General features: G+C 65.4%; 18 protein-coding genes. 10 read left to right on the forward strand and 8 right to left on the reverse strand.

Features of this window, described 5'->3' with window-relative positions; translation table 11 throughout:
• Positions 1 to 30 precede the first annotated feature (30 nt).
• Positions 31 to 2121, reverse strand: a complete 2091-nt coding sequence (locus ACFSCW_RS01255; protein WP_380886078.1) for a RelA/SpoT family protein — start codon at positions 2119 to 2121, stop codon at positions 31 to 33.
• Between the two features lie 121 nt (positions 2122 to 2242).
• Positions 2243 to 2575: a CC_3452 family protein gene (locus tag ACFSCW_RS01260; protein WP_380886079.1), complete on the reverse strand. Its 333-nt coding sequence runs from the start codon at positions 2573 to 2575 to the stop codon at positions 2243 to 2245.
• A gap of 142 nt (positions 2576 to 2717) precedes the next feature.
• On the opposite strand from ACFSCW_RS01260, the gene ACFSCW_RS01265 reads away from it, so the two are divergent.
• Positions 2718 to 3194 (forward strand): winged helix-turn-helix transcriptional regulator, encoded by a 477-nt coding sequence (locus ACFSCW_RS01265; RefSeq protein WP_380886081.1) that lies wholly within the window; start codon positions 2718 to 2720, stop codon positions 3192 to 3194.
• A gap of 1 nt (position 3195) precedes the next feature.
• Here the strand turns inward: ACFSCW_RS01265 and queG are convergent, their stop codons facing one another.
• Entirely contained in the window at positions 3196 to 4314 is a 1119-nt protein-coding gene (gene queG / locus ACFSCW_RS01270; protein WP_380886083.1) for a tRNA epoxyqueuosine(34) reductase QueG, read from the reverse strand.
• 199 nt (positions 4315 to 4513) lie between these two features.
• Between queG and ACFSCW_RS01275 the strand changes: the two genes are divergently transcribed.
• The 4 genes from ACFSCW_RS01275 to ACFSCW_RS01290 all read left to right on the forward strand — a co-directional run bounded on the left by ACFSCW_RS01275 (position 4514) and on the right by ACFSCW_RS01290 (position 10640).
• The gene (locus ACFSCW_RS01275) at positions 4514 to 7867 is read left to right on the forward strand and encodes a TonB-dependent receptor (RefSeq protein WP_380886085.1); all 3354 of its coding nucleotides are present in this window, start codon (positions 4514 to 4516) and stop codon (positions 7865 to 7867) included.
• A gap of 93 nt (positions 7868 to 7960) precedes the next feature.
• Positions 7961 to 9058 (forward strand): sensor histidine kinase, encoded by a 1098-nt coding sequence (locus ACFSCW_RS01280; protein ID WP_380886087.1) that lies wholly within the window; start codon positions 7961 to 7963, stop codon positions 9056 to 9058.
• Positions 9055 to 9855, forward strand: coding sequence for a LytR/AlgR family response regulator transcription factor (locus tag ACFSCW_RS01285; protein ID WP_380886089.1), 801 nt, complete (start codon positions 9055 to 9057; stop codon positions 9853 to 9855). The genes ACFSCW_RS01280 and ACFSCW_RS01285 overlap by 4 nt, the downstream gene beginning before the upstream one ends.
• 20 nt (positions 9856 to 9875) lie before the next feature.
• Complete coding sequence (locus ACFSCW_RS01290) at positions 9876 to 10640, forward strand: isocitrate lyase/PEP mutase family protein (RefSeq protein ID WP_380886091.1); 765 nt, start codon at positions 9876 to 9878, stop codon at positions 10638 to 10640.
• A gap of 127 nt (positions 10641 to 10767) precedes the next feature.
• On the opposite strand, the gene msrB is transcribed toward ACFSCW_RS01290, so the two are convergent.
• Together msrB and ACFSCW_RS01300 are read right to left on the reverse strand one after the other, a co-directional pair.
• On the reverse strand, positions 10768 to 11262 hold the full coding sequence (msrB, locus tag ACFSCW_RS01295) for a peptide-methionine (R)-S-oxide reductase MsrB (protein ID WP_380886093.1): 495 nt from the start codon (positions 11260 to 11262) through the stop codon (positions 10768 to 10770).
• Between the two features lie 54 nt (positions 11263 to 11316).
• Positions 11317 to 12549, reverse strand: coding sequence for a cytochrome P450 (locus ACFSCW_RS01300; RefSeq protein ID WP_380886095.1), 1233 nt, complete (start codon positions 12547 to 12549; stop codon positions 11317 to 11319).
• A gap of 147 nt (positions 12550 to 12696) precedes the next feature.
• Here ACFSCW_RS01300 and ACFSCW_RS01305 point away from each other — a divergent pair, with 147 nt between their 5' ends.
• Positions 12697 to 13257: a CC0125/CC1285 family lipoprotein gene (locus ACFSCW_RS01305; RefSeq protein ID WP_380886097.1), complete on the forward strand. Its 561-nt coding sequence runs from the start codon at positions 12697 to 12699 to the stop codon at positions 13255 to 13257.
• Here ACFSCW_RS01305 and ACFSCW_RS01310 read toward each other — a convergent pair.
• On the reverse strand, positions 13254 to 14312 hold the full coding sequence (locus ACFSCW_RS01310) for a mannose-1-phosphate guanylyltransferase/mannose-6-phosphate isomerase (protein WP_380886099.1): 1059 nt from the start codon (positions 14310 to 14312) through the stop codon (positions 13254 to 13256). The two genes, ACFSCW_RS01305 and ACFSCW_RS01310, sit on opposite strands and share 4 nt — an antisense overlap.
• 65 nt (positions 14313 to 14377) lie before the next feature.
• Here ACFSCW_RS01310 and ACFSCW_RS01315 point away from each other — a divergent pair, with 65 nt between their 5' ends.
• Positions 14378 to 15190: an ATP-binding protein gene (locus ACFSCW_RS01315; protein WP_380886101.1), complete on the forward strand. Its 813-nt coding sequence runs from the start codon at positions 14378 to 14380 to the stop codon at positions 15188 to 15190.
• A gap of 106 nt (positions 15191 to 15296) precedes the next feature.
• Here the strand turns inward: ACFSCW_RS01315 and ACFSCW_RS01320 are convergent, their stop codons facing one another.
• Positions 15297 to 15740 carry a hemerythrin domain-containing protein gene (locus tag ACFSCW_RS01320; RefSeq protein ID WP_380886103.1) on the reverse strand — a complete coding sequence of 148 codons (444 nt, stop codon included), beginning with the start codon at positions 15738 to 15740 and terminating at the stop codon, positions 15297 to 15299.
• Positions 15741 to 15868: 128 nt separating this feature from the next.
• On the opposite strand from ACFSCW_RS01320, the gene ACFSCW_RS01325 reads away from it, so the two are divergent.
• Positions 15869 to 17671, forward strand: a complete 1803-nt coding sequence (locus ACFSCW_RS01325) for a DUF885 domain-containing protein (RefSeq protein WP_380886105.1) — start codon at positions 15869 to 15871, stop codon at positions 17669 to 17671.
• A 110-nt stretch (positions 17672 to 17781) separates the two neighbouring features.
• Here the strand turns inward: ACFSCW_RS01325 and ACFSCW_RS01330 are convergent, their stop codons facing one another.
• Entirely contained in the window at positions 17782 to 19599 is a 1818-nt protein-coding gene (locus ACFSCW_RS01330; RefSeq protein ID WP_380889970.1) for an ABC-F family ATP-binding cassette domain-containing protein, read from the reverse strand.
• A 109-nt stretch (positions 19600 to 19708) separates the two neighbouring features.
• On the opposite strand from ACFSCW_RS01330, the gene ACFSCW_RS01335 reads away from it, so the two are divergent.
• On the forward strand, positions 19709 to 19996 hold the full coding sequence (locus tag ACFSCW_RS01335; protein ID WP_380886107.1) for a PepSY domain-containing protein: 288 nt from the start codon (positions 19709 to 19711) through the stop codon (positions 19994 to 19996).
• Positions 19997 to 20006: 10 nt separating this feature from the next.
• Complete coding sequence (locus ACFSCW_RS01340) at positions 20007 to 20675, forward strand: response regulator transcription factor (RefSeq protein WP_380886109.1); 669 nt, start codon at positions 20007 to 20009, stop codon at positions 20673 to 20675.
• Positions 20676 to 20824 lie beyond the last annotated feature (149 nt).

The following is a 20824-nucleotide window of genomic DNA, read 5'->3' on the forward strand; positions in this document are numbered from 1 at the left end:
GCCGGCTGTCGCAAGACCGCCGGCCCTTTTTCATACGCGCTCGGCGTTCGCGACGACGTCGGCCGCGCGCAGGGCGGCGAGGATGCGCATCAGGTGGTGGAGGTCGTGCACTTCGATATCGACCTCGAAGGTGTGGAAGGCGCCGTCGCGATTGCCGAGCTTCAGGTTCAGGATGTTCGCCTTGTGGGCGCCGAAGATGCCGCTCATCACCGCGAGCGAGCCGGGCTCGTTGCGGACCACCACGCGAAGCCGCGCGGTGCCGCCATCGGACCTGTCGCCCCAGGCGAGGTCGATCCAGTCGGCATCGACGCCGTCGGCGAGATTGGGGCAATCGATCGTGTGGACCTGAATTGCTTCGTCCGGCCGGCGGAGGCCGACGATGCGGTCGCCGGGGACCGGGTGGCAGCATGAGGCGAGGTCGAAAGCGACGCCGGGGGTCAGGCCCTTGATCGAGATCGCCTCGCGCTGACCGGGCGCTTTGGCGTCGACGTCGCCGCCGGCAGAGCCCGGCATCAGCGCTTCCATCAGCGCCGCGTCGCTGACCGAGCCGCGGGCGACCGCGGCCATCAGGCTCGGCTCATCCGCGATCTTTAGCCGCTGGAGCGCGTTCTTCAGCGCGTCGGGCGCCAGCTGGGCGGGCAGGCGCTGGACGATCTCGTCATAGAGCTTCTTGCCGAGCGCGACCATTTCGTCGCGTTCCTTGTGGCGGACATAACGGCGGATAGCGGCGCGCGCCTTGCCGGTCGTCACGAAATTCAGCCACCCGGGTTGCGGCTCCTGCGCTTTCGACTTCAGGATCTGGACCTGATCGCCATTCTCGATCGGGGTGCGCAAGGGAACGACCCGGCCGTTGACCTTGGCGCCGACGGTCTGGTCGCCAAGGTCGGTATGGACCGCATAGGCGAAGTCGACCGGCGTCGCGCCCTTGGGGAGCTGGATGAGTTCGCCCTTGGGCGTGAAGGCGAAGATGCGGTCCTGGTACATCGCCATCCGCGTATGCTCGAGCAGCTCTTCCGGGCTCTCGGCGGTGTCGAGGATTTCGATCAGGTCCCTGATCCAGCGCACCTGGGTGTCGGGCGAGCCGGCCGCCTGCTTGTAGGCCCAGTGCGCGGCAAGGCCGAACTCGGCCTGGGCGTGCATGTCCTTGGAACGGATCTGGATTTCGATCCGCATGTTCTCGGCATGGATCACCGAGGTGTGGAGCGAGCGATAGCCGTTGCGCTTGGGCGTCGAGATGTAATCCTTGAACCGCCCCGGCACCATCGGCCAGCGGGCGTGGATCACGCCCAGCGCCTTGTAGCAATCCTGCGTCGACGGGACGATCGCTCGGAACGCCATCACGTCGGACAATTGCTCGAAGCTGATGTGGCGCTCCGCCATCTTGCGCCAGATCGAATAGGGGTGCTTTTCGCGCCCCAGCACTTCGCTCTCGATGCCGTTGCGCGAGAGGAGAAGCTTCAGCCCTGAGGCGATGCGCGCGATGCGGTCGCCGCCGCCTTCGTGAAGCTGTTCGAGGCGCTTGGTGATCGACTCGTACGCTTCCGGCTCGAGCTGCCGAAAGGCGAGCGTCTGCATCTCGGTCATGAACTCGTACATGCCGATGCGCTCGGCGAGCGGGGCGTAGATATCCATCGTTTCGCGGGCGATCCGCCTTCGCTTCGCTTCGTCCTTGATGAAATGGAGCGTGCGCATGTTGTGCAGCCGGTCGGCGAGCTTCACCAGCAGCACGCGGATGTCGTCCGACATCGCCAGCAGGAATTTGCGCAGATTCTCCGCGGCGCGCTGGCTTTCGGTGTGCGCTTCGATCTTCGAAAGCTTGGTGACGCCGTCGACCAGCCGTGCGACGTTCGCCCCGAACTTCGCCTCGATCTCCTCGTGCGTCGCGACCGTGTCCTCGATCGTGTCATGGAGAATGGCCGTCGCGATCGTCTCGTCGTCGAGATGGAGATCGGTCAGGATGCCGGCGACCTCGATCGGGTGGCTGTAATAGGGATCGCCCGATGCGCGCTTCTGGGTGCCATGCGCCTGCATCGAAAATACGTAGGCGCGGTTGATCAGCGCCTCATCCGCGTCCGGATCGTAACTCTTGACCCGCTCGACCAGTTCATACTGCCTCAGCACCGGAACAAGATCGGGGAGCGGGTGCGGCAACGCAACATTTTTCGGGCAAAAAACAACCGCCGGAGCCTTTCGGCCCCGGCGGAGGTGTGCGGACTGAGAGGGGAGGTGTCCGCGGGTCTGGTTAGCGGCGGGCAAGCTTGGTCGTGTCGGCCTTGGCGTTGCACTTGGCGAGCGCTTCGCCGTCCAGCGCCTGGTCGCCGGCGCGGAAGGCGGTGACCGGACCCAGTTCACGCGCGATGCTGGCGCAGACGATCGCCGGGCGGCTGTTGCCCTTGGGCGCCGCGCAGACCGCGCCGTCGCAGCTCACCGGAATTTCGTGGACGACAGTCTTGGTCGCCGCCGGCTGCGCGAGCGTCAGGCTGTAGAAGCTGTTACTGGGTTGGGCGACGGCCGCGGAGCCAAGCAGCGCCAGCGAGCCGACCAGCGAAAGCAGAAAAGCAGCAATCCGTACCATGTTCCGTCCCTTTTCGATTTCAGTTGCGAATCGCTACCTACTCGATTAGGTTTTAGGTTGCAACTGAAAACTGAATTTATTTTTGCCGCTTTATGAACGTCGCTGCTTGCGGTAGGTTTTTCAGGGTCGGGAAGAGGAACTGATGGGCATTAGAGAACCGCTCGCGGAGATCGCGGCAGAGTGCAGCCTGCCCAAGGCGCTGGAAGCGATGGGCGAACGCTGGTCCTTCCTGATCTTGCGGGCGGCGTTCAACGGCCTCAAGCATTTCGAGGAAATCCAGTCGAACCTGGGCATTGCGCGCAACATCCTGGCGAACCGGCTTGGCCGGCTGGTCGATACCGGCGTTCTGTCGCGCGAGCCCTGTCCCGAAGATCGGCGCAAGATCGAATATCGGCTGACCGAAAAGGGCCTCGACCTGCTGCCGACGATGATCGCGCTCAGGCAATGGGGCGAGAAGTGGGAGACGGGGTGCCCCTCGAACCCGGTCCTCGTCGATCAGCGCGACCTGCTACCGATCGGGCCTATCCGCGTCTATTCGCATGACGGCCGGCCGCTCGCGTGGGAAGACCTTGCCTTCCGGTATCGCGAGGAACTGGATCACAGCCGCGCCGCCGAATAGCTCAGGCGAGCGCCCACTCCTCGCGCACCGTTTCGTCGTCTTCGCCAGCCGCGCGCGCGGTGCGTTCCTTCTCCAGAACATCGCGATCGAGTTTGCCGAGCGCCCAGATCGCGGCGCCCCGGACGAGCGGGTTGGGATCGTCGAGATGCGGCCGCGCCGCCGCGATCAGCTTTGGCATGCCGCTGTTGCCGGCGGCGATCAGGCAGTTGCGGATCATGCGGTCGCGGCCGATCCGCTTGATCGGCGAGCCGGCGAAGAGCTGGCGGAAGCTTGGATCGTCCAGTGCGAGGAGATCGGCGAGCATCGGCGCGGTGAGCTCGGCGCGCGGCGCGAAGGCCAGATTCGCGGCGGCGGCGTTCGCGAACTTGTTCCAGGGGCAGACGGCGAGGCAATCGTCGCAGCCATAGATGCGATTGCCGATGCCGGCGCGTAGCTCGCGCGGGATCGCGCCTTTGTGCTCGATCGTCAGATAGGAAATGCAGCGTCGGGCATCGAGGCGGAACGGCGCCGGGAAGGCGTCGGTGGGGCAGGCGCGCTGGCAGGCGTCGCAGCTTCCGCAGCGTTCCCGGCCGGCGGGGTCGGGATCGAGATCGAGCGTGGTGAAGATCGCGCCGAGGAACAGCCAGCTTCCGTGCTCGCGGCTGACGAGATTGGTGTGCTTGCCTTGCCAGCCGAGGCCCGCGGCTTCGGCGAGCGGCTTTTCCATCACCGGTGCGGTGTCGACGAACACTTTCAAGTCCCCGCCGGTCCGCGCGACGATCCAGCGGGCGAGTTCCTTCAGCTTGCGTTTGACGAGGTCGTGATAGTCGGCGCCTTGCGCATAGACCGAGATGCGGCCGGCTTCCGGCTCGTCGGCCAGGCGCATCGGATCGCCGGCGGGCGCATAGCTGATGCCGAGCGCAATCACCGACCGCACATCCGGCCAGAGCCCGGAAGGCGATGCGCGCTGGTCGGCGCGCCCTTCCATCCAGATCATGTCGCCATGCGCGCCGTCCGCCAGCCAGGCGCGCAGCCGCTGGCCCGATCGCGGCGCCGCGTCGGCGCGCGCGATCCCGCAAGCGGCGAAGCCAATCGCTGCCGCCTGGGCTTTCAGGTCGGAAAGGAAGGTGTCGGGCGCCATTGTTGCGGCGCAATATAAGCGGTTTCCGGCGAACCGACATGCCGATCAGCGTGTCTTTTTTGCAACGCATCAACAGATTGTTACAATCGCGTCAGCGGACCCATTGAGAGTCACAGAGCCGCAACATATCGAGCCGACAGGGCGCGGGCGACGGCTGGATTCGGTCGAGAGCGGGCACCAGCCCACGATGGGGAAAGCAATGCGAAATCATCTATTTATCGGCGCGGCCATCGCCGCGCTCGTTGCTCCTGCTGCCGTTCAGGCGCAGGAGACCACTGCCACGATCCGCGGCACCGTGACCAACGGCGGCTCGCCGGTCGCGGGCGCGACCGTCACTGCGGTGCACGTGCCCTCGGGCACGCGCGCCTCAACCACGACCGATGCCACTGGCGCGTTCACGCTGCCGGGTCTGCGCGTCGGCGGTCCGTTCACCGTCAGCGTCAACGGCAATCAGGCGCAGATCACCGACATCAACACCGTGATCGGCACGCCGTTCGACTTGCCGATCGACATCGCCGAGCTGGGCGCCGCTTCCCAGGGCCAGGACATCGTCGTGACGGCGTCGTCCGTCGCCCGCGCGGGCAACGTGAGCCAAGGCCCGGCGACGGTGCTGACCGCGACCCAGATCCAGACGATCGCGACGATCAACCGCGACATCCGCGACTTGTCCGTCCGCGACCCGTTCGCGCGCCTCGACGACACCCCGTCGGGCGGCCGCGCGGTTTCGTTCGCCGGCCAGAACGCGCGCTATAACCGCTTCACCGTGGACGGCGTGCCGATCACCGACAATTTCGGCCTCAATCCGGACGCATTGCCGACCCGCCGCTCGCCGATTCCGCTGGACGCGATCGGTCAGTTCCAGGCCCGCGTCGCGCCGTATGACGTGCGCGAAGGCAATTTCCAGGGCGGCGTCATCAACGCCATCCTGAAGTCGGGCACCAACAGCTTCCACGGCACCGGCTTCTATTCGTACAACGACCAGAACCTGACCGGCGACCAGACCAAGTCGCTCCATGTCACGCTGCCGAAGTTCAAGAGCGAGAATTATGGCGCCGAGCTGTCCGGCCCGATCATCAAGGACAAGCTGTTCTTTATGATCGCCGGCGAGCGCGTTCGCGCGGGCACGCCGATCCCGGAAGGTCCGACCGACAACAATGCCGGCGCACCGATCCCGGGCCTGACGCAGGCAACCGTCGACCAGATCCGCGCGATCGCCAAGTCGAAGTTCAACTATGAAACCGGCGGCGTGCTCAACAACTCGGACGACAAGGACGATCGCCTCGTCGCCCGTATCGACGCCAACCTGTCGGATACGCAGCGCCTGGCGCTGACCTATTCGTACACGAAGGACTCGATCAAGTTTAACCAGAACAGCTTCCAGACCCCGCCGCCGGGCCTGGGCCTCGAGTCGAACGGCTATATCTCGTCGAACCGTCTGCACTTCGGCGTGGTCACGCTGAACTCCGACTGGTCGGACGATTTCTCGACCGAAGCGCGCGTGTTCTACAAGGACTATAAGCGCGGTCAGGACCCGATCCTGGGTCGCGGCTTCGCGCAGGTCCGCGTCTGCACGGCGGCGACCTCGGATCGCCAGGCGGCCGGCGGCACCGGCACGACCGAATCGACGAGCTGCCCGTCGGGCGTTCCGATCGTCAGCTTCGGTCCTGATATTTCGCGTCAGACCAACGCGCTCAACAGCAACACGTTCGGCGCGCTGCTTCAGGGCCGGCTGAAGGCGGAGGACCACGACATCCGCTTCTTCACCGAATTCCAGACGACCAGCATCTTCAACGCGTTCCTGCAGCGCAGCGCCGGCGAATATTATTTCGACTCTATCGCCGACCTGATGGCCGGCAACGCCCAGCGCTTCCAGTACGGCAATGCCGTCCCGTCGCTGGACCCGAACCAGGCTGCGGCGAAGTTCAACTATCAGCTCTACACGTTCGGCATCCAGGACAACTGGCGCGTGACCGACACGTTCAACGTCGTGATGGGCTATCGTTACGACCTGTACGGCGGTTCGCCTAATCCGACGCTCAACCCGAACTTCGTCAACCGCTATGGCTTCGTGAACAACGCCTATGTGTCGGGCCGCGGTCTGTTGCAGCCGCGTTTGGGCTTCGACTGGAAGCCGACCAGCCGCATCGCGGTTCGCGGCGGCGCCGGCGTGTTCGGTGGCGGCACGCCCGACGTCTATGTGTCGAACAGCTTCTCGAACACCGGCATCCTGACCAACTCGATCGACGTGCGTCAGGCGAACAACGGCACCTTCACCGGTACCGGCGTGAATGCCACCAACGGTGCGGCGATCCTGCAGAACGTGAACCCGGCGGCGATCCCGACCGCCGCGAACACGCTGCTCGCGGCCGGCACGGTGTCGACGACCTCGACCACCAATGCGCTCGATCCGCACTTCAAGCTGCCGTCTCAGCTCCGTGCGACGCTCTCCGGCGACTATACGGCCGACCTCGGCCCGCTCGGCGACGAATGGCGGTTCGGCGTGGACTTCTTCTACTCGAAGGTCCGCAACCAGGTGTTCTTCACGGACATCCGTTCGGTGCGGAGCGGCCTGCTGACGCCGGACGGCCGTCCGCGCTACGTGCCGGTTACCCGCAACGCCAACGGTACGATCAACTTTGCCGACACCGGCACCGACATCCTGCTGACCAACACCAGCAAGGGCCGGAGCTATGTCGCGGTCGCCCGGTTCGACAAGAGCTGGGATTTCGGCCTGAACATCTATGGCAGCTTCACCTATCAGGACATCAAGGACCAGACGCCGGCGACTTCGTCGACGGCCGGTTCCAACTACCTGAACGGCGCGTTCTTCGACCCGAACCGGGCGCAGTATGCGACATCGAACGATCAGGTGAAGTACCAGTTCAAGTACGGCATCACCTTCGATCACGCGTTCTTCGGCGACTACAAGACCCGGATCGCGCTGTTCGGCCAGACCCGTATCGGTCACCCGTACAGCTACACTTTCCTCGATCCGTCGGGCGGGCGCAGCATCGTGTTCGGCACCACCGGCGCCGGCACCAGCGGCACCAGCGGCACGCGCTATCTGCTGTACGTGCCGACCGGGACGAACGATCCGCTGGTCAGCTATGACTCGGCGGCGACGCAAACCGCGCTCGACAACCTGATCAACTCGTCGGGTCTGAAGGGCTTCCGGGGCAAGGTGGCACCGCGCAATGCCTTCACCTCGAAGTGGTTCACGAAGATCGACCTGCACCTCGAGCAGGAAATCCCGACCTTCCTGGGCGGCTCGCGCATCTCGCTGTTCGCGGACATCGAGAACCTGGGCAACCTGATCAACCACAACTGGGGCCAGATCCAGGAGTTCGCCTTCCCGTACACCGTGCCGGTGGTGCGCGTGGCGTGTCTGAAGGCGCCGGTTGCAACGGGCACTGCTCCGGGGGCTGCGGCGGCTGCGAACGCCGGCGATGCCTGCGCTCAGTATCGCTACTCGAACTTCACCACCCCGACGGCGACCGTCTATTCGAAGCAGTCGCTCTACGCGATCCGCGTCGGCGCCCGGTTCACCTTCTAAGAGCCGGGTCCGCAGGGACCGAAGAAATGCCGCCGTCCGGAGTGATCCGGGCGGCGGTTTTCTTTTGGAACGGCAGCGGTTAGAGCGGCAGCAATGGCGACCCTGGGTTTCACCGCCAAGCCGTTCTTCGACGACAAGAACCGGGCTTTCTGGAACCTGCAGACTGCCGGCTGGGCAGCCTATTTCCTGCTGCGCACGCTGTCCGGATTCGCCAACGGGCTGACGCTCGCTTTCCTGGTGCCCGTCGCCGTTTCCACCGCCACCGGTTATTCGCTGACTTTGGTGCTGGGCGCGCTCTATCGCGAGTTGATCCGCAAGAAGCCGCTGGTGACCTGGCTCGGATCGATCGGCGGCATGTTCGTCGCGGCGGGCATCTACTCATTGATCGATGCCTGGATCTTCAACACGATCCAACGGCCGGGCGAATGGTTTCAGGTCAGCCTGTTCCTCGGCACGATCTTCCTGGACTTCGTGGTGATCGGGGCGTGGTCCGCGCTCTACTACGCGATCAACTATTTTCTGCTGGTCGACGAGCAGGCCGACCAGCTCCGGGCGCTGGAGAGCCAGGCGTCGTCCGCGCAGCTCGCGATGCTGCGCTACCAGCTCAACCCGCATTTCCTGTTCAACACGCTCAATTCGATCTCGACACTGGTGCTGCTGAAGCAGACCGAGCGCGCCAATGCGATGCTATCGCGCCTGTCGTCGTTTTTGCGCTACACGCTGGTCAACGAGCCGCTCGGCCAGGTGACGATCGAGCAGGAGATCGAGACGCTGAAACTGTATCTCGACATCGAGAAGATGCGCTTCGAGGAACGGCTGCGGCCGATCTTCGAAGTCGATCCGATCGTGCTGAAGGCGCGGCTGCCGTCGCTGCTGCTGCAGCCGCTGGTCGAGAACGCAATCAAATACGCCGTGACGCCGCAGGAAGAGGGGGCCGACATCATCATCAGCGCACGGCTGGCGGTGGATCGGCTGCGGATACTTGTCGCGGACACCGGGCCGGGGTTGAACGAGAAGCGTCCCGGTCCCATTCAATCCACAGGCGTCGGTCTGGCGAACATTCGGGACAGGCTGGCGCAGGCCTATGGCCAGGACCATGAGTTCGACGCGAGAGCGCGTGCGGGGGGCGGGTTCGAGGTTCTCATCGAAATTCCGTACCAAACCGAGGAACAACCAAGGGAAGCCGCATGACCATCAGAACGATCCTCGTCGACGACGAGCCGCTGGCGATTCAAGGTCTCCAGCTCCGGCTCGAACCGCATGAGGATGTCGAGATCGTCGACACCTGCTCGAACGGGCGCGAAGCGATCCGCTCGATCAAGACCAACAAGCCCGATCTCGTCTTTCTCGACATCCAGATGCCGGGCTTCGACGGCTTTTCCGTCGTCCAGGGGCTGATGGAAGTCGAGCCGCCTTTGTTCGTGTTCGTGACCGCCTATTCGGATCACGCGATCCGCGCGTTCGAGGCGCAGGCGGTCGATTACCTGATGAAGCCGGTCGAGGAAGACCGGCTGGCGGCGACGCTCGATCGGGTCCGCCAGCGGCTTGCGGAGAAACGCGGCGCGGAGGAGACCGACCGCCTGCGCGAAGTGCTCGCCGAAGTGGCGCCCGAGGCGGCGGCCGAAATCAGCGATGGCGGCGAGGCGCCCTCGGCCAGCCGCTTCGAGAAGATGATCAACATCAAGGATCGGGGCCAGATCTTCCGTGTCGATGTCGACACGATCGAGCGGATCGACGCGGCCGGCGATTACATGTGCATCTATACCGCCGACAACACGCTGATCCTGCGCGAGACGATGAAGGACCTGGAAAAGCGGCTCGATCCGCGCCGTTTCCAGCGCGTCCACCGCTCGACGATCGTCAACCTCGACCTGGTCAAGCAAGTGAAGCCGCACACTAACGGCGAATGCTTCCTGGTGCTCGATTCAGGCGCGCAGGTGAAAGTCAGCCGCAGCTACCGCGACGTGGTCGCGCGCTTCGTGCACTGATCGGGCAAAAGGGGGGAGGCATGAACCAGGCGGAGAAAGCAAAGGCCTTCGGGGCGCTGCACGTGCCGGGCAGGCCGGTGATCCTGTTCAACGCCTGGGACGCGGGCTCCGCCAAGGCGGTCGCCGACGCGGGCGCTAAGGCGATCGCCACCGGAAGCTGGTCGGTCGCGGCGGCGCATGGGTTCTTCGATGCGGAAGGGTTGCCGCTCGATCTCGCGCTCGCCAACGCGGCGCGCATCGCGCGGGCAGTGGACCTGCCGGTGACGCTGGATTTTGAGGGCGGCTATGCGGTCGAGACGGCGCAGGTGGCGGCCAATTTTCGTGCCGTGCTGGCAACGGGCGTGATCGGCTGCAACTTCGAGGACCAGATCGTCGGCGGCGAGGGGCTTCACCCGATCAAGGTGCAGGCCGGGCGGATCGAGGCGCTGCGGCGCGAAGCCGAACGCGCGGACGTGCCCGCCTTCATCAATGCGCGCACCGACATTTTCCTGAAGGCCAAGCCCGAGGCGCATGACCGCGCCGCCGTGGACGCCGCGATCGAACGCGCCCGCGCCTATGCCGATGCGGGGGCAAGCGGGTTCTTCGTGCCGGGCCTGATGAACGAAAGCCTGATCGCGCGCGTCTGCGAAGCCTCCCCGTTGCCGGTCAACGCGATGATGTTCGCGGGCATGCCGTCGATCAAGCGGCTGGCGGAGCTCGGCATCGGGCGCATCAGCTATGGTCCCGGGCCGTACCGCCAGGCGATGGCGGCGGTGACCGAGGCCGCGCGGGCGGCGTTTTCTTAAGTCCCCCTCCCTTCCAAGGGAGGGGTTAGGGGTGGGTAGCGAGCAAAGCGAGCGCTAAACTCCGAGTTTTGATCGGCCTTCGCCGACACCCACCCCCAGCCCCTCCCTTGGAAGGGAGGGGGAGTTCCTAAGCCGCCTTCCCCGGCACGAATTTCAGCGCGACGCCGTTCATGCAGTGGCGCTTGCCGGTCGGCTTGGGGCCGTCGTCGAAGATGTGGCCGAGATGGCCGCCGCAGCGCTTGCAATGCTCTTCGACGCGCTCGAAGCCGAGCTTGGTGTCCCTGGACGTCGCCGTCGCGCCGGGGAGAGCGACCCAGAAGCTCGGCCAGCCGGTGCCGCTGTCGTATTTTGCCTTGGACGAAAAGACGGGCAGGTCGCAGCCCGCACAGGCAAAAATGCCGGCACGATGCTCCTTGAGCAGCGGGCTGGTGCCGGGCGTTTCGGTCGCTTCCTCGCGGAGCACCGCGAATTGGTCGGCGCTCAACCGCTTCTTCCACTGTGCGGTGGTCAGCCGCCACTTCGGGTCGCCCGCCGGGGCGGCAGCGCCGGCGGGAAAGCCGAGCCAAGCCGTGCCCACCACCGCGGCGGCACCGGAAAACAGCAGCATGCGACGATCGATCATTGTCCTAGGCCCTCGCTATTCGCACCAAGATACGGACGCGCGACCCGACCGGTTTCAGTATTTTACGATCCGCACCGGCATTTTGCGATAGCCGTGAACGAAGCAGGCGCGCACGCGCACCGGCTCTTCCATCACCTCGACGCGCATCCTGCGCTTCGCCATTTCCTCGAGCAACACCTGGATCTGCAGCTCGGCGAGACGCGCGCCGACGCAGCGGTGGATGCCGTAACCGAAGGCGAGGTGCCGACGCGCATTCTCGCGATCGACGATCAGCTTGTCGGCGTTCGGGAACACGCTCTCGTCGCGGTTGGCGGAGATGTACCAGAGCGCGAGCTTGTCGCCAGCCTTGATCTGCTGGCCTTCCAGCTCGGTATCCTGCGTGGCGGTGCGGCGCATATGCGCGAGCGGGGTCTGCCAGCGGATGATTTCCTGCACCGCGTTCGGGATCAGGCCGGGATTCTGTTCGAGCTTGGTCCGCTCATCGGCGAACTGGTTGAGGCCGTAGATCGCGCCGGACATCGAGTTACGGGTGGTGTCGTTGCCGCCGACGATCAGCAGGATCAGGTTCCCGATGAATTCGTGATCGTCCATGTTCGACATGGCTTCGGAATGGATCATCATCGAGATGAGGTCGGGCGTCGGCTCCTTGTCCACCTTCGCGTCCCAGAGCTTCCTGAAGTAGGTCATGCACTCGAACATGTGGCCGAGCCGTTCCTGCCGGCTGGCCTCGTCATGGACGAGCTCGATATCGCCGGCCCAATCGGACCAGAAGGTCAGCTTCCGCCGGTCTTCCCACGGGAAGTCGAACAGGATCGCCAGCATCTGGGTGGTGAGTTCGATCGACACGCGGTCGACCCAGTCGAACGTCTCGCCCCAGGGCAGCTCATCTAGAATCTCGACCGTGCGGCGGCGGACGTCCTCGCCCATGCGCGCGATTTCGCTGGGGCCGAAGGCCGGCGCGACCGTGCGGCGCTGGCCGGTGTGCACCGGCCGGTCGCGGGCGATGAACATCGGCATTTTGTAATCGTCTTCGAACCGGTCGGCCAAAGTGATGCCGCCTGCTTCGGACGAGAAAATCTCCGGCAGCGCCTCGACATGGACGATCGGCTTGTAGGATGAGACCGACCAATAGGGGCCGAACGCTGAGTCCTTGCAGTAATGGACCGGCGCTTCTGCGCGGAGCCGGCGGAACGGCTCCTGCCACTTGTCCTCGACATAGAGGTCGGCGCGGCTGACATCCAACGGGTCGGTGAACTCCTCCGGCCGGGGCTGCGCGAGAGTCGCCATCATCCGTCTCCTGAATCGGCTCTGTTTGATGCGGAGAGTGCCATTGGCCGGCCCCGAGGGAAAGAGGGTTTTCACATGCAACTGATTGCCCGGGAACAGGGGGCGAGCACCGGTGTTGTCGCAAGAGAGAAACGAAAGGTCGCGCAAATGAAACGCCTTACCTTTGCCGCGCTCGCCACCGCCGCCTTGTTGGCGGGTTGCGCGACGCCGACGCCCTATCAACCGCTCGGCGCACCGACGGGCGTGCGCGGCGGCTTCTCCGAGCAACGGATCGAGCAGAACCGGTTCCGCGTCATGTTCTCGGGCAACCAGTTCACGTCGCGCCAGCGGGTGGAGAACTATCTGCTCTACCGCGCCGCCGAGCTGACCGTGCAGCAGGGCTATGACGGTTTTACGATGGTCGACCGGAATACCGACCGCGAGACCAGCGTGCAGACGACGCCGCGGCCGTTCGGGGCCGGCCCCTGGGGCTATTGGGGGCCGAGCTGGCGCTACTATGGGGGCCGCTTCGGCTGGCGGTCCTGGGATCCGTGGGGCTACGACCCGTTCTGGGCGGACAGTCTCGACGTGACCACGATCGACCGGTTCGAAGCCTCGGCCGAGATCGTCATGTTCAAGGGGACCCCGCGCAACGCACGCGATTTCGACGCGCGCGAAGTGATGCGGAATTTGGGGCCCACGATCGAGCCGCCACCGCCGCCGCGTTAATCGGTATCCCGCTCCTTCACCGCTTCCAGGAGGCGTTTGACCTCCTGGCTGCGGCCGCGGGGAAGGACGAGGACGTGCCTGCCGGTCGCGACCACGATGAGGTCGGAGACGCCTAAGGTCGCGATGGTCGGGCCGTCGCTGCGGACCAGGCAATTGGAGGTGTCGAGCGCGACCACATCGCCGAGCGCGACCGTGCCGTCTTCGTCGTGCGGGCCGAGCGCGTGCACGGCGTCCCAACTGCCCACATCCGACCAGTCCATCGAGACTGGAACAATGGCGACGCGGTCCGCCTTTTCCATCACGGCATAGTCGATCGAGTCCGAAGGGCTGTCGGCGAAACGCCGGGCGTCGGGAAGAATGCGGGCGCCGTCGCGACGAGCGGTCTGAACTGCTTCTTTGACCGGACTGAGGATCTCAGGCGCGTGCTTCGCCAATGCGTCGAGATAAGCGCCGGCGCGGAACATGAAGATGCCGCCGTTCCAGGCATAGCCGCCGTCGCGGAGCATCCGCTGAGCCTCGACCAGCGGCGGCTTTTCCACGAAACGCTCGACCTGGTGCACGCCGTCGGAAAGCGGCTCGCCGAGCTTGATATAGCCGAAGCCGGTCTCGGGATGTTCGGGCTCGATCCCGAAGGTGACCAGCCAGCCGTCGCGGGCGAGCGGCGCCGCCCGAAGCACGGCGTCGAGGAAAGCGTTCACGCGCCAGATGGTGTGATCGCTGGGCATGACAAGCAGCAGCGCGTCGGGCGCGGCCGCGAGCGCCGCGAGCGCGATCGCAGGCGCGGTATTGCGGCCGGCCGGCTCCAAGACCAGCGCGCCGGGCGCACAATCGACATCGGCAAGCTGCGCCTCGATGGCTTCGGCATGGGCGAGGTTGGCGACCACGATCGGCGGCGCGAAGCGGGTGTGGTCGCGGGTGCGGAGCGCCGTTTCCTGTAGCATGGAGCGGTCGCTGCCGATGCTGAGTAATTGCTTCGGCCTTTCGGGGAGCGACAGCGGCCACAAACGCGTGCCGGAGCCGCCGGAGAGAATGACTGGTGTGATCAGATCGGACATGGCGCGGTTTCTAGCGCGTCGGGAGCGATTGGAAAGGCGCGCAGTTCGCCGCTATGCGCAGCGGAATGAGCGACGACATCGCCCGCATCGCCGCCGCGTTGGAGCGGATCGCGCCGCCGCCGCCGAAATCCGCCGATCCGCGCACGGCGCCTGCCTATCTGTGGCGCGGCGCCGGGCTGGTCGAGGCGCATCACTTTGCGCCGCTGCCGCTCGACTTGCTGACCGGGATCGACGCGCAGAAGGCCGTGCTGCTCGACAATGCCAGACGGCTGGCGCGCGGGCATGCGGCGCACGACGTGCTGCTGTGGGGCGCCAAGGGCACGGGCAAGTCGGCTTCGGTCAAATCCGTGGTTGGCACGGTGCGCGGCGAGGGACTGGACCTGGCGCTGGTCGATGTCGCGGCCGACCGCCTGGAAACGCTGCCGGCGCTGTTCGCGCAGGTGGAGGGCGCAGGCCGCGCCTTCATCCTGTTCATCGACGATATCGGCTTCGAGGCGGGCGGACCCGAGACGCGGGCGCTGCGCTCGCTGCTGGAAGGCGGCGCGGAGGCACGGCCGGCCAATGCGCGGCTGCACGTCACGTCCAATCGCCGCCACATCGTTGCGCGCGACATCGCCGAGCAGGACAGTGCGATCAATCCGCGCGACGTGGTCGACGACCGGCTAGCGCTCGCGGATCGCTTTGGCCTGACGCTCGGTTTCCATGCGATGGATCAGGACACGTACCTGGCGATCGTCCAGCGCTATGCCGATGTGCATGGGCTGGCTTTCGATCCAGCGGACGCGGTGCAATGGGCGACCCAACGCGGCGCGCGCTCCGGCCGGGTCGCCTGGCATTATGTGACGGAGCTGGCGGGGAGGGCGGGGCGGAGGCTCTAATTCCCCTTCCGCTTGCGGGAGGGGTTAGGGGAGGGAATGTCATCGCCCTCCGATTTGTCAGGACAAGCCCTCCCCCAGCCCCTCCCGCGAGCGGGAGGGGAGAGGCTTACGCCTTCACCATTTCCTTCTGCGCTTCGAAGGCGTCGCCCATTTCCTTGCGTTCGGAGGTGTCGAAATCTTCCTTCACTTGGGCAAAGATCTCGTCCTCTTCCTCCTTGATGTGGTGTTCCAGGATTTCCATCATCACTTTGGCTTCGGCCGACCATTCGGGCGACATCGGGTCGGCGCCGGCCTTCAGCTTGGCTAGCAAAGTGTCGGCGAGCATGTGCTCGGTATAGCCTTCGTGCCCGGCTTCCTCCTCTTCCTCTTCGCCGGTCGCGATCAGGGCGTCATAGACCACTTTTTCCTCGGCCTTTGAGTGCTTGGTGAGCAGCTCGGCGAACTGGGTGAACAACCGCCTCCGCTCCTCGCCATCCTCGCTCTTGTTCACCGCCTTGATCAGCTTTTTCAGCTCCATGTGATCGGTGTGCAGCGCCTTCGTGATTTCCATGCCTGTCCTCCTCGTTCTTGGAGCAGAACGACCGACACCGGGCGCGGTTGCCTGTCGTTCGTCGAACGGGGCTGGTGAGGCGCGGGCGCGGCGCTAAACGGGCGGCCAAACACATCAAAGGGATGACGATGGATCGCCGCACTTTTCTCACCACTTCGGGCATTGCCGCAGCCGGCATCGCCTTGGTTCCGGCCGAGTTGTTCGCGCAAGCCGGCGACGCCGCGCTGAACGCGCTGTTCGAGCGCATCTTCCAGGAAGCGGTGGCGGACTCGCCGGAGCTCGCCACGTCGCTGGGTCTCGACAAGGGGCCGCTTGCAGCGTTGAAAGGCAAGCTCTCGCCTGCCACGGCCGCGGAGCGCGACCGGCAGGCGCGGCGTATCCAGGGCGCGCTGGCCCAGCTCGACAAGATCGACCGCGCGACCCTGTCGCCGAGCGCGCAGCTCAATCTCGACGTGGTGCGCTATTCGTTGAACACGCAGCTTGTCGCGCCTGTGAAGTTCGGCATCGATTCGACGCAGCGGCCCTATCCGATCTTTCAGCAGGGTGGCGCCTATTTCAGCACGCCCGATTTCCTGAACACCGCGCACACGATCCGCACGGTCGAGGATTGCGAAGCCTATCTATCGCGCCTCGAAGCGTTCGCGCGCGTGCTCGACGAGGAAAGCGAGGACCAGCGGGCGCAGGCTGCGCGCGGCTTCCTGGCCCCGGGCTGGTCGCTCGATCTGACGCTCGTCCAGATGATGAAGCTGCGCGGGCAGCCCGCCGAGCAGTCGACGATGGTGCAGTCGCTGGTGACCCGCGCCAAGGCGGCGAACATCGCCGGCGACTGGCAGCGCCGTGCGGCTGCGATCGTCTCGGGCAAGGTCTATCCGGCGCTCGACCGGCAGATCACGCTGATCAAACAGCTCCGCCCGACCACCAAGCCTGGCGACGGCGCATGGCGGCTGCCGCAAGGCGATGCGATCTATGCCGCCGCGCTCCGTCAGGCGACGACCACCGACATGCCGCCCGAGCAGGTGCACCAGATGGGGCTCGATCAGGTCGCTGACATCAGCGCGCAGCTCGACAAGATCCTACAGGCGCAGGGCTATACCAAGGGCAGCGTCGGCGCGCGGCTGGCGCAGCTCAACGTCGCACCGGACCAGCTCTACCCGAACACGGACGAAGGCCGCGCGGCGCTGATCGCCAGCCTGAACGCGGGCGTGAAGGACATGTACACGCGGCTGCCGCGCGCGTTCGCGACGCTGCCCGGCCAGCCGCTCGAGATCCGGCGCGTGCCACCGGAGATTCAGGACGGCGCGTCAAACGGCTATTACAACCGCGCGGCATTGGACGGCTCGCGGCCGGCGATCTACTTCATCAACCTGAAGGACGTCGGCGACTGGCCGAAATACTCGCTGCCCGCGCTCACCTATCACGAAGGCGTGCCGGGCCATCACCTGCAGATCAGCATCGCGCAGGAATCCAAGGATATCCCGACGCTTCGCAAGCTCGGCTTCTTCTCGGCCTATTCGGAAGGCTGGGCGTTGTATGCCGAGCAGCTCGCCAATGAGCTCGACGCCTACAAGACGCCGCTGGAGCGCGCTGGTTATCTCCAGTCCTTCCTGTTCCGCGCGGCGCGGCTGGTGGTCGACACCGGCATCCATACGAAGCGCTGGAGCCGCGAGCAGGCGACCGACTATATGGTCCAGACCACCGGCTTCGCGCGGCCGCGATCGCAGCGCGAAGTGGAGCGCTATTGCACCCAGATGGGCCAGGCGTGCAGTTACAAGGTCGGCCACATGGCGTGGACCCGCGCGCGCGAGGAAGCGCAGAAAACGCTGGGGCCGAAGTTCGACATCAAGCACTTCCACGAAGTGCTGAAGGAAGGCGCGATGCCGCTGACGATCTTGGAACAGCGCATTCGGGAGCGGACGAAGGGGATGGTTTGAGTTGTTCTCCCCTCCCGCTTGCGGGAGGGGCCGGGGGAGGGCTTGTCCTAAAGCAATGGCGCAGGTGGGAACATTCCCTCCCCTAACCCCTCCCGCAAGCGGGAGGGGGACTAGGATGCCAGTGCTTCCACCATTTCCGCCAGTTCCAGCCAGCGGTGTTCGGCGGCGTCCTTTTCGGCGCGGGCCTTTTCGATCTGCGCGGTGAGTGTGGCGAAGCGGTTCGGGTCGCTTGTGTAGAGATCGGGATCGGCGAGCGCCGCTTCGTCGCGGGCGATCGCGGCTTCGATTTCCTCGATGCGCTTCGGCAGCAGGTCGTAGTCGCGCTGATCCTTGTAGGAGAGTTTCCTGTTCCCCTCCCGCTCGCGGGAGGGGTTTGGGGTGGGGACGGCTTGTTTGGCTCCGCGTTTTTCACCTTTCCCACCCCCAGCCCCTCCCGCACGCGGGAGGGGGGAGCGCTTGCGCTCCCAATCCGCATAGCCGCCGGCGATGATGTCGACCTTGCCGCTGCCGTCGAGGCCGAGCGTGACGGTCACCGTGCGGTCGAGGAAGTCGCGGTCGTGGCTGACGATCAGCACCGTGCCTTCGTAATCGGCGATGACTTCCTGCAGCAGGTCGAGCGTCTCGAGGTCGAGATCGTTGGTCGGCTCGTCGAGCACCAGCAGGTTGGAGCGTCGCGCGAATTCGCGGGCGAGCAGCAGGCGCGACCGCTCGCCGCCGGACAGCGTGCCGACCCGTGCGTCGGCCAGGCCCGGATCGAACAGGAATTCCTTGAGGTAACCCTGGATGTGCTTCTTGGCGCCGCGCACCTCGATCCAGTCGCCGCCGTCCGCGAGCACGTCGCGGACGCGCTTTTCGGGCGCGAGGAGGCTCCGCTGCTGGTCGATGATGACGCCGTCGAGCGTCTTGGCGAGCGTGACGCTGCCCTCGTCGGGCGCCAGCTCGCCGGTCAGCAGTTTCAGCAGCGTCGTCTTGCCGGCGCCGTTCGCGCCGACGATGCCGATCCGGTCGCCGCGCTGAATGCGCAGGCTGAAGTCCTTGATGATCGTGCGGTCGCCATAGCGCTTGGTGACGTGCTCGGCGGTGATGACCGACTTGGTGCGGACGTCGTCCGCCTGGATGCCGAGCTTGGCCGCGCCGGCGGGACCCAGCATCGCCGCGCGCTGGGCGCGCATCTGGTTGAGCTTTTCTAGCCGGCCCTGGTTGCGTCGCCGCCGGGCCGTCACGCCGCGCTGCAGCCAGTGCAGTTCCAGCTTCAGCTTCGCGTCGAGCTTTTCCGCTGCGCGCGCTTCCTCGGCATAGATTTTCTCCTGCCACGCCTCGAAGCCGCCGAAGCCGACCTCCGCACGGCGGAGGCTGCCGCGGTCGAGCCAAAGCGTCGAACGGGTCAGGCGCGTCAGGAACGTGCGGTCGTGGCTGATGACCACGAACGCGCCGGTGTAGCGGTTGAGCCAATTCTCCAGCCATTCGATCGCGGCAAGGTCGAGGTGGTTGGTCGGCTCGTCGAGCAGCAGCACGTCGGGGTTCTGCGCGAGGGCGCGTGCAATCGCCGCGCGGCGTCGTTCGCCGCCGGACGCGGTGGTGGCGGGACGCGACAGATCGAGCCCGATCTGGTCGGCGATCGCTTCCACCTCGTGCACCGCCGGCGCGTCGGCGCCGGAGACCGCGAAATCCCTGAGCGTCGCGAATCCTTCGAGCTTCGGCTCCTGCTCCAGCAGCACGACGTTGGTGCCGGGCACGATCGTCCGCCGCCCTTCGTCCGCCTCGATGCGATCGGCGAGCAGCTTCAACAGCGTGGTCTTGCCAGCCCCGTTGCGGCCGATCAGCGCGAGCCGATCGCGCTCGCCGATATAGATGTCGAGATTGCGGAACAGCCAGCCCGAGCCTTGCACGAGGCCCAGGTCTTCATAAGCGAGAACGGGTGCGGACATGGCGGCCAGATAGGGGGCTTCGTTCGCGGCGTCACCCTGAACGGTCCTTAACCTGAACATTCATGGGCTATTCAAAGCGCCTCCCCTAGGCGCTATGCCCATGATCTTGATGACGCGTATCGTTTCTGTCGCCCTGATGGCGCTTGCGTTGGCCGCGCCGGCTTCGGCGCAGCGGCGCGGCGATCAGTATCAGGCGTACCAGGCGCGCCAGTCGGGCCGCGTGCTTTCGTTGCGTGAGATCGAGGACCGTGTCCTCCCGCAGATGCGCGGCTCTACCTATCTGGGGCCGGAATATGATGGCGGCGTTTACCGGCTGAAGTTCATGCGCGGCGGCGCGGTCACGTGGGTCGATGTCGATGCAAGGACCGGTTCCGTTATCGGCCGTTCGGGCTTTTGAGGGGATTTGAATGCGCGTTTTGATCGTCGAAGACGAACCCAATCTTGGCGCCCAGCTTCGCAAGACGCTGGAAGGGGCCGGCTATGCCGTCGATCTCGCGACCGATGGCGAGGACGGCCACTTCCTGGGTGCGAGCGAGACTTATGACGCGGTCGTGCTCGATCTGGGGCTTCCCGAGATCGACGGCCTGACCGTGCTCGATCGCTGGCGGAAGGAAGGGCGGGTGATGCCCGTGCTGGTGCTGACCGCGCGGGATAGCTGGTCGGACAAGGTCGCGGGCCTCGACGCCGGCGCTGACGATTATCTCGCCAAGCCGTTCCAGTCCGAAGAGCTGATCGCGCGGTTGCGCGCGCTGATCCGCCGCGCCTCGGGCAATGCCAGTTCCGAGCTGATCGCGGGCGACGTTCGCCTCGACACGCGCTCGGGCAAGGTCACGCTCGCCGGCGAGCCGGTGAAGCTGACCGCGCAGGAGTACAAGCTGCTCAGCTACCTGATGCACCACAAGGGCAAGGTGGTGAGCCGGACCGAGCTGATCGAACATATTTACGATCAGGATTTCGACCGCGATTCGAACACGATCGAAGTGTTCGTGACGCGCATCCGCAAGAAGCTCGGCCAGGACGTGATCACCACCATTCGCGGCCTCGGCTACAGCCTCGAAGATCCTAACGCGGCTTGAGCCCTATGAGTCCGGTTTGGGCTGAGCTTGTCGAAGCCCTCCCTTTCTTTCGTTCGACGGGCAAAGAGAAGGGAGGCCTTCGACAAGCTCAGGCCGAACGGGGAGGGCGGACAATTTGAGCGAAGCCGACACCGCCAAACCCAAGAAAC

This window comes from Sphingomonas tabacisoli (genome assembly GCF_042678385.1).
GTDB lineage: Bacteria > Pseudomonadota > Alphaproteobacteria > Sphingomonadales > Sphingomonadaceae > Sphingomonas_B > Sphingomonas_B tabacisoli.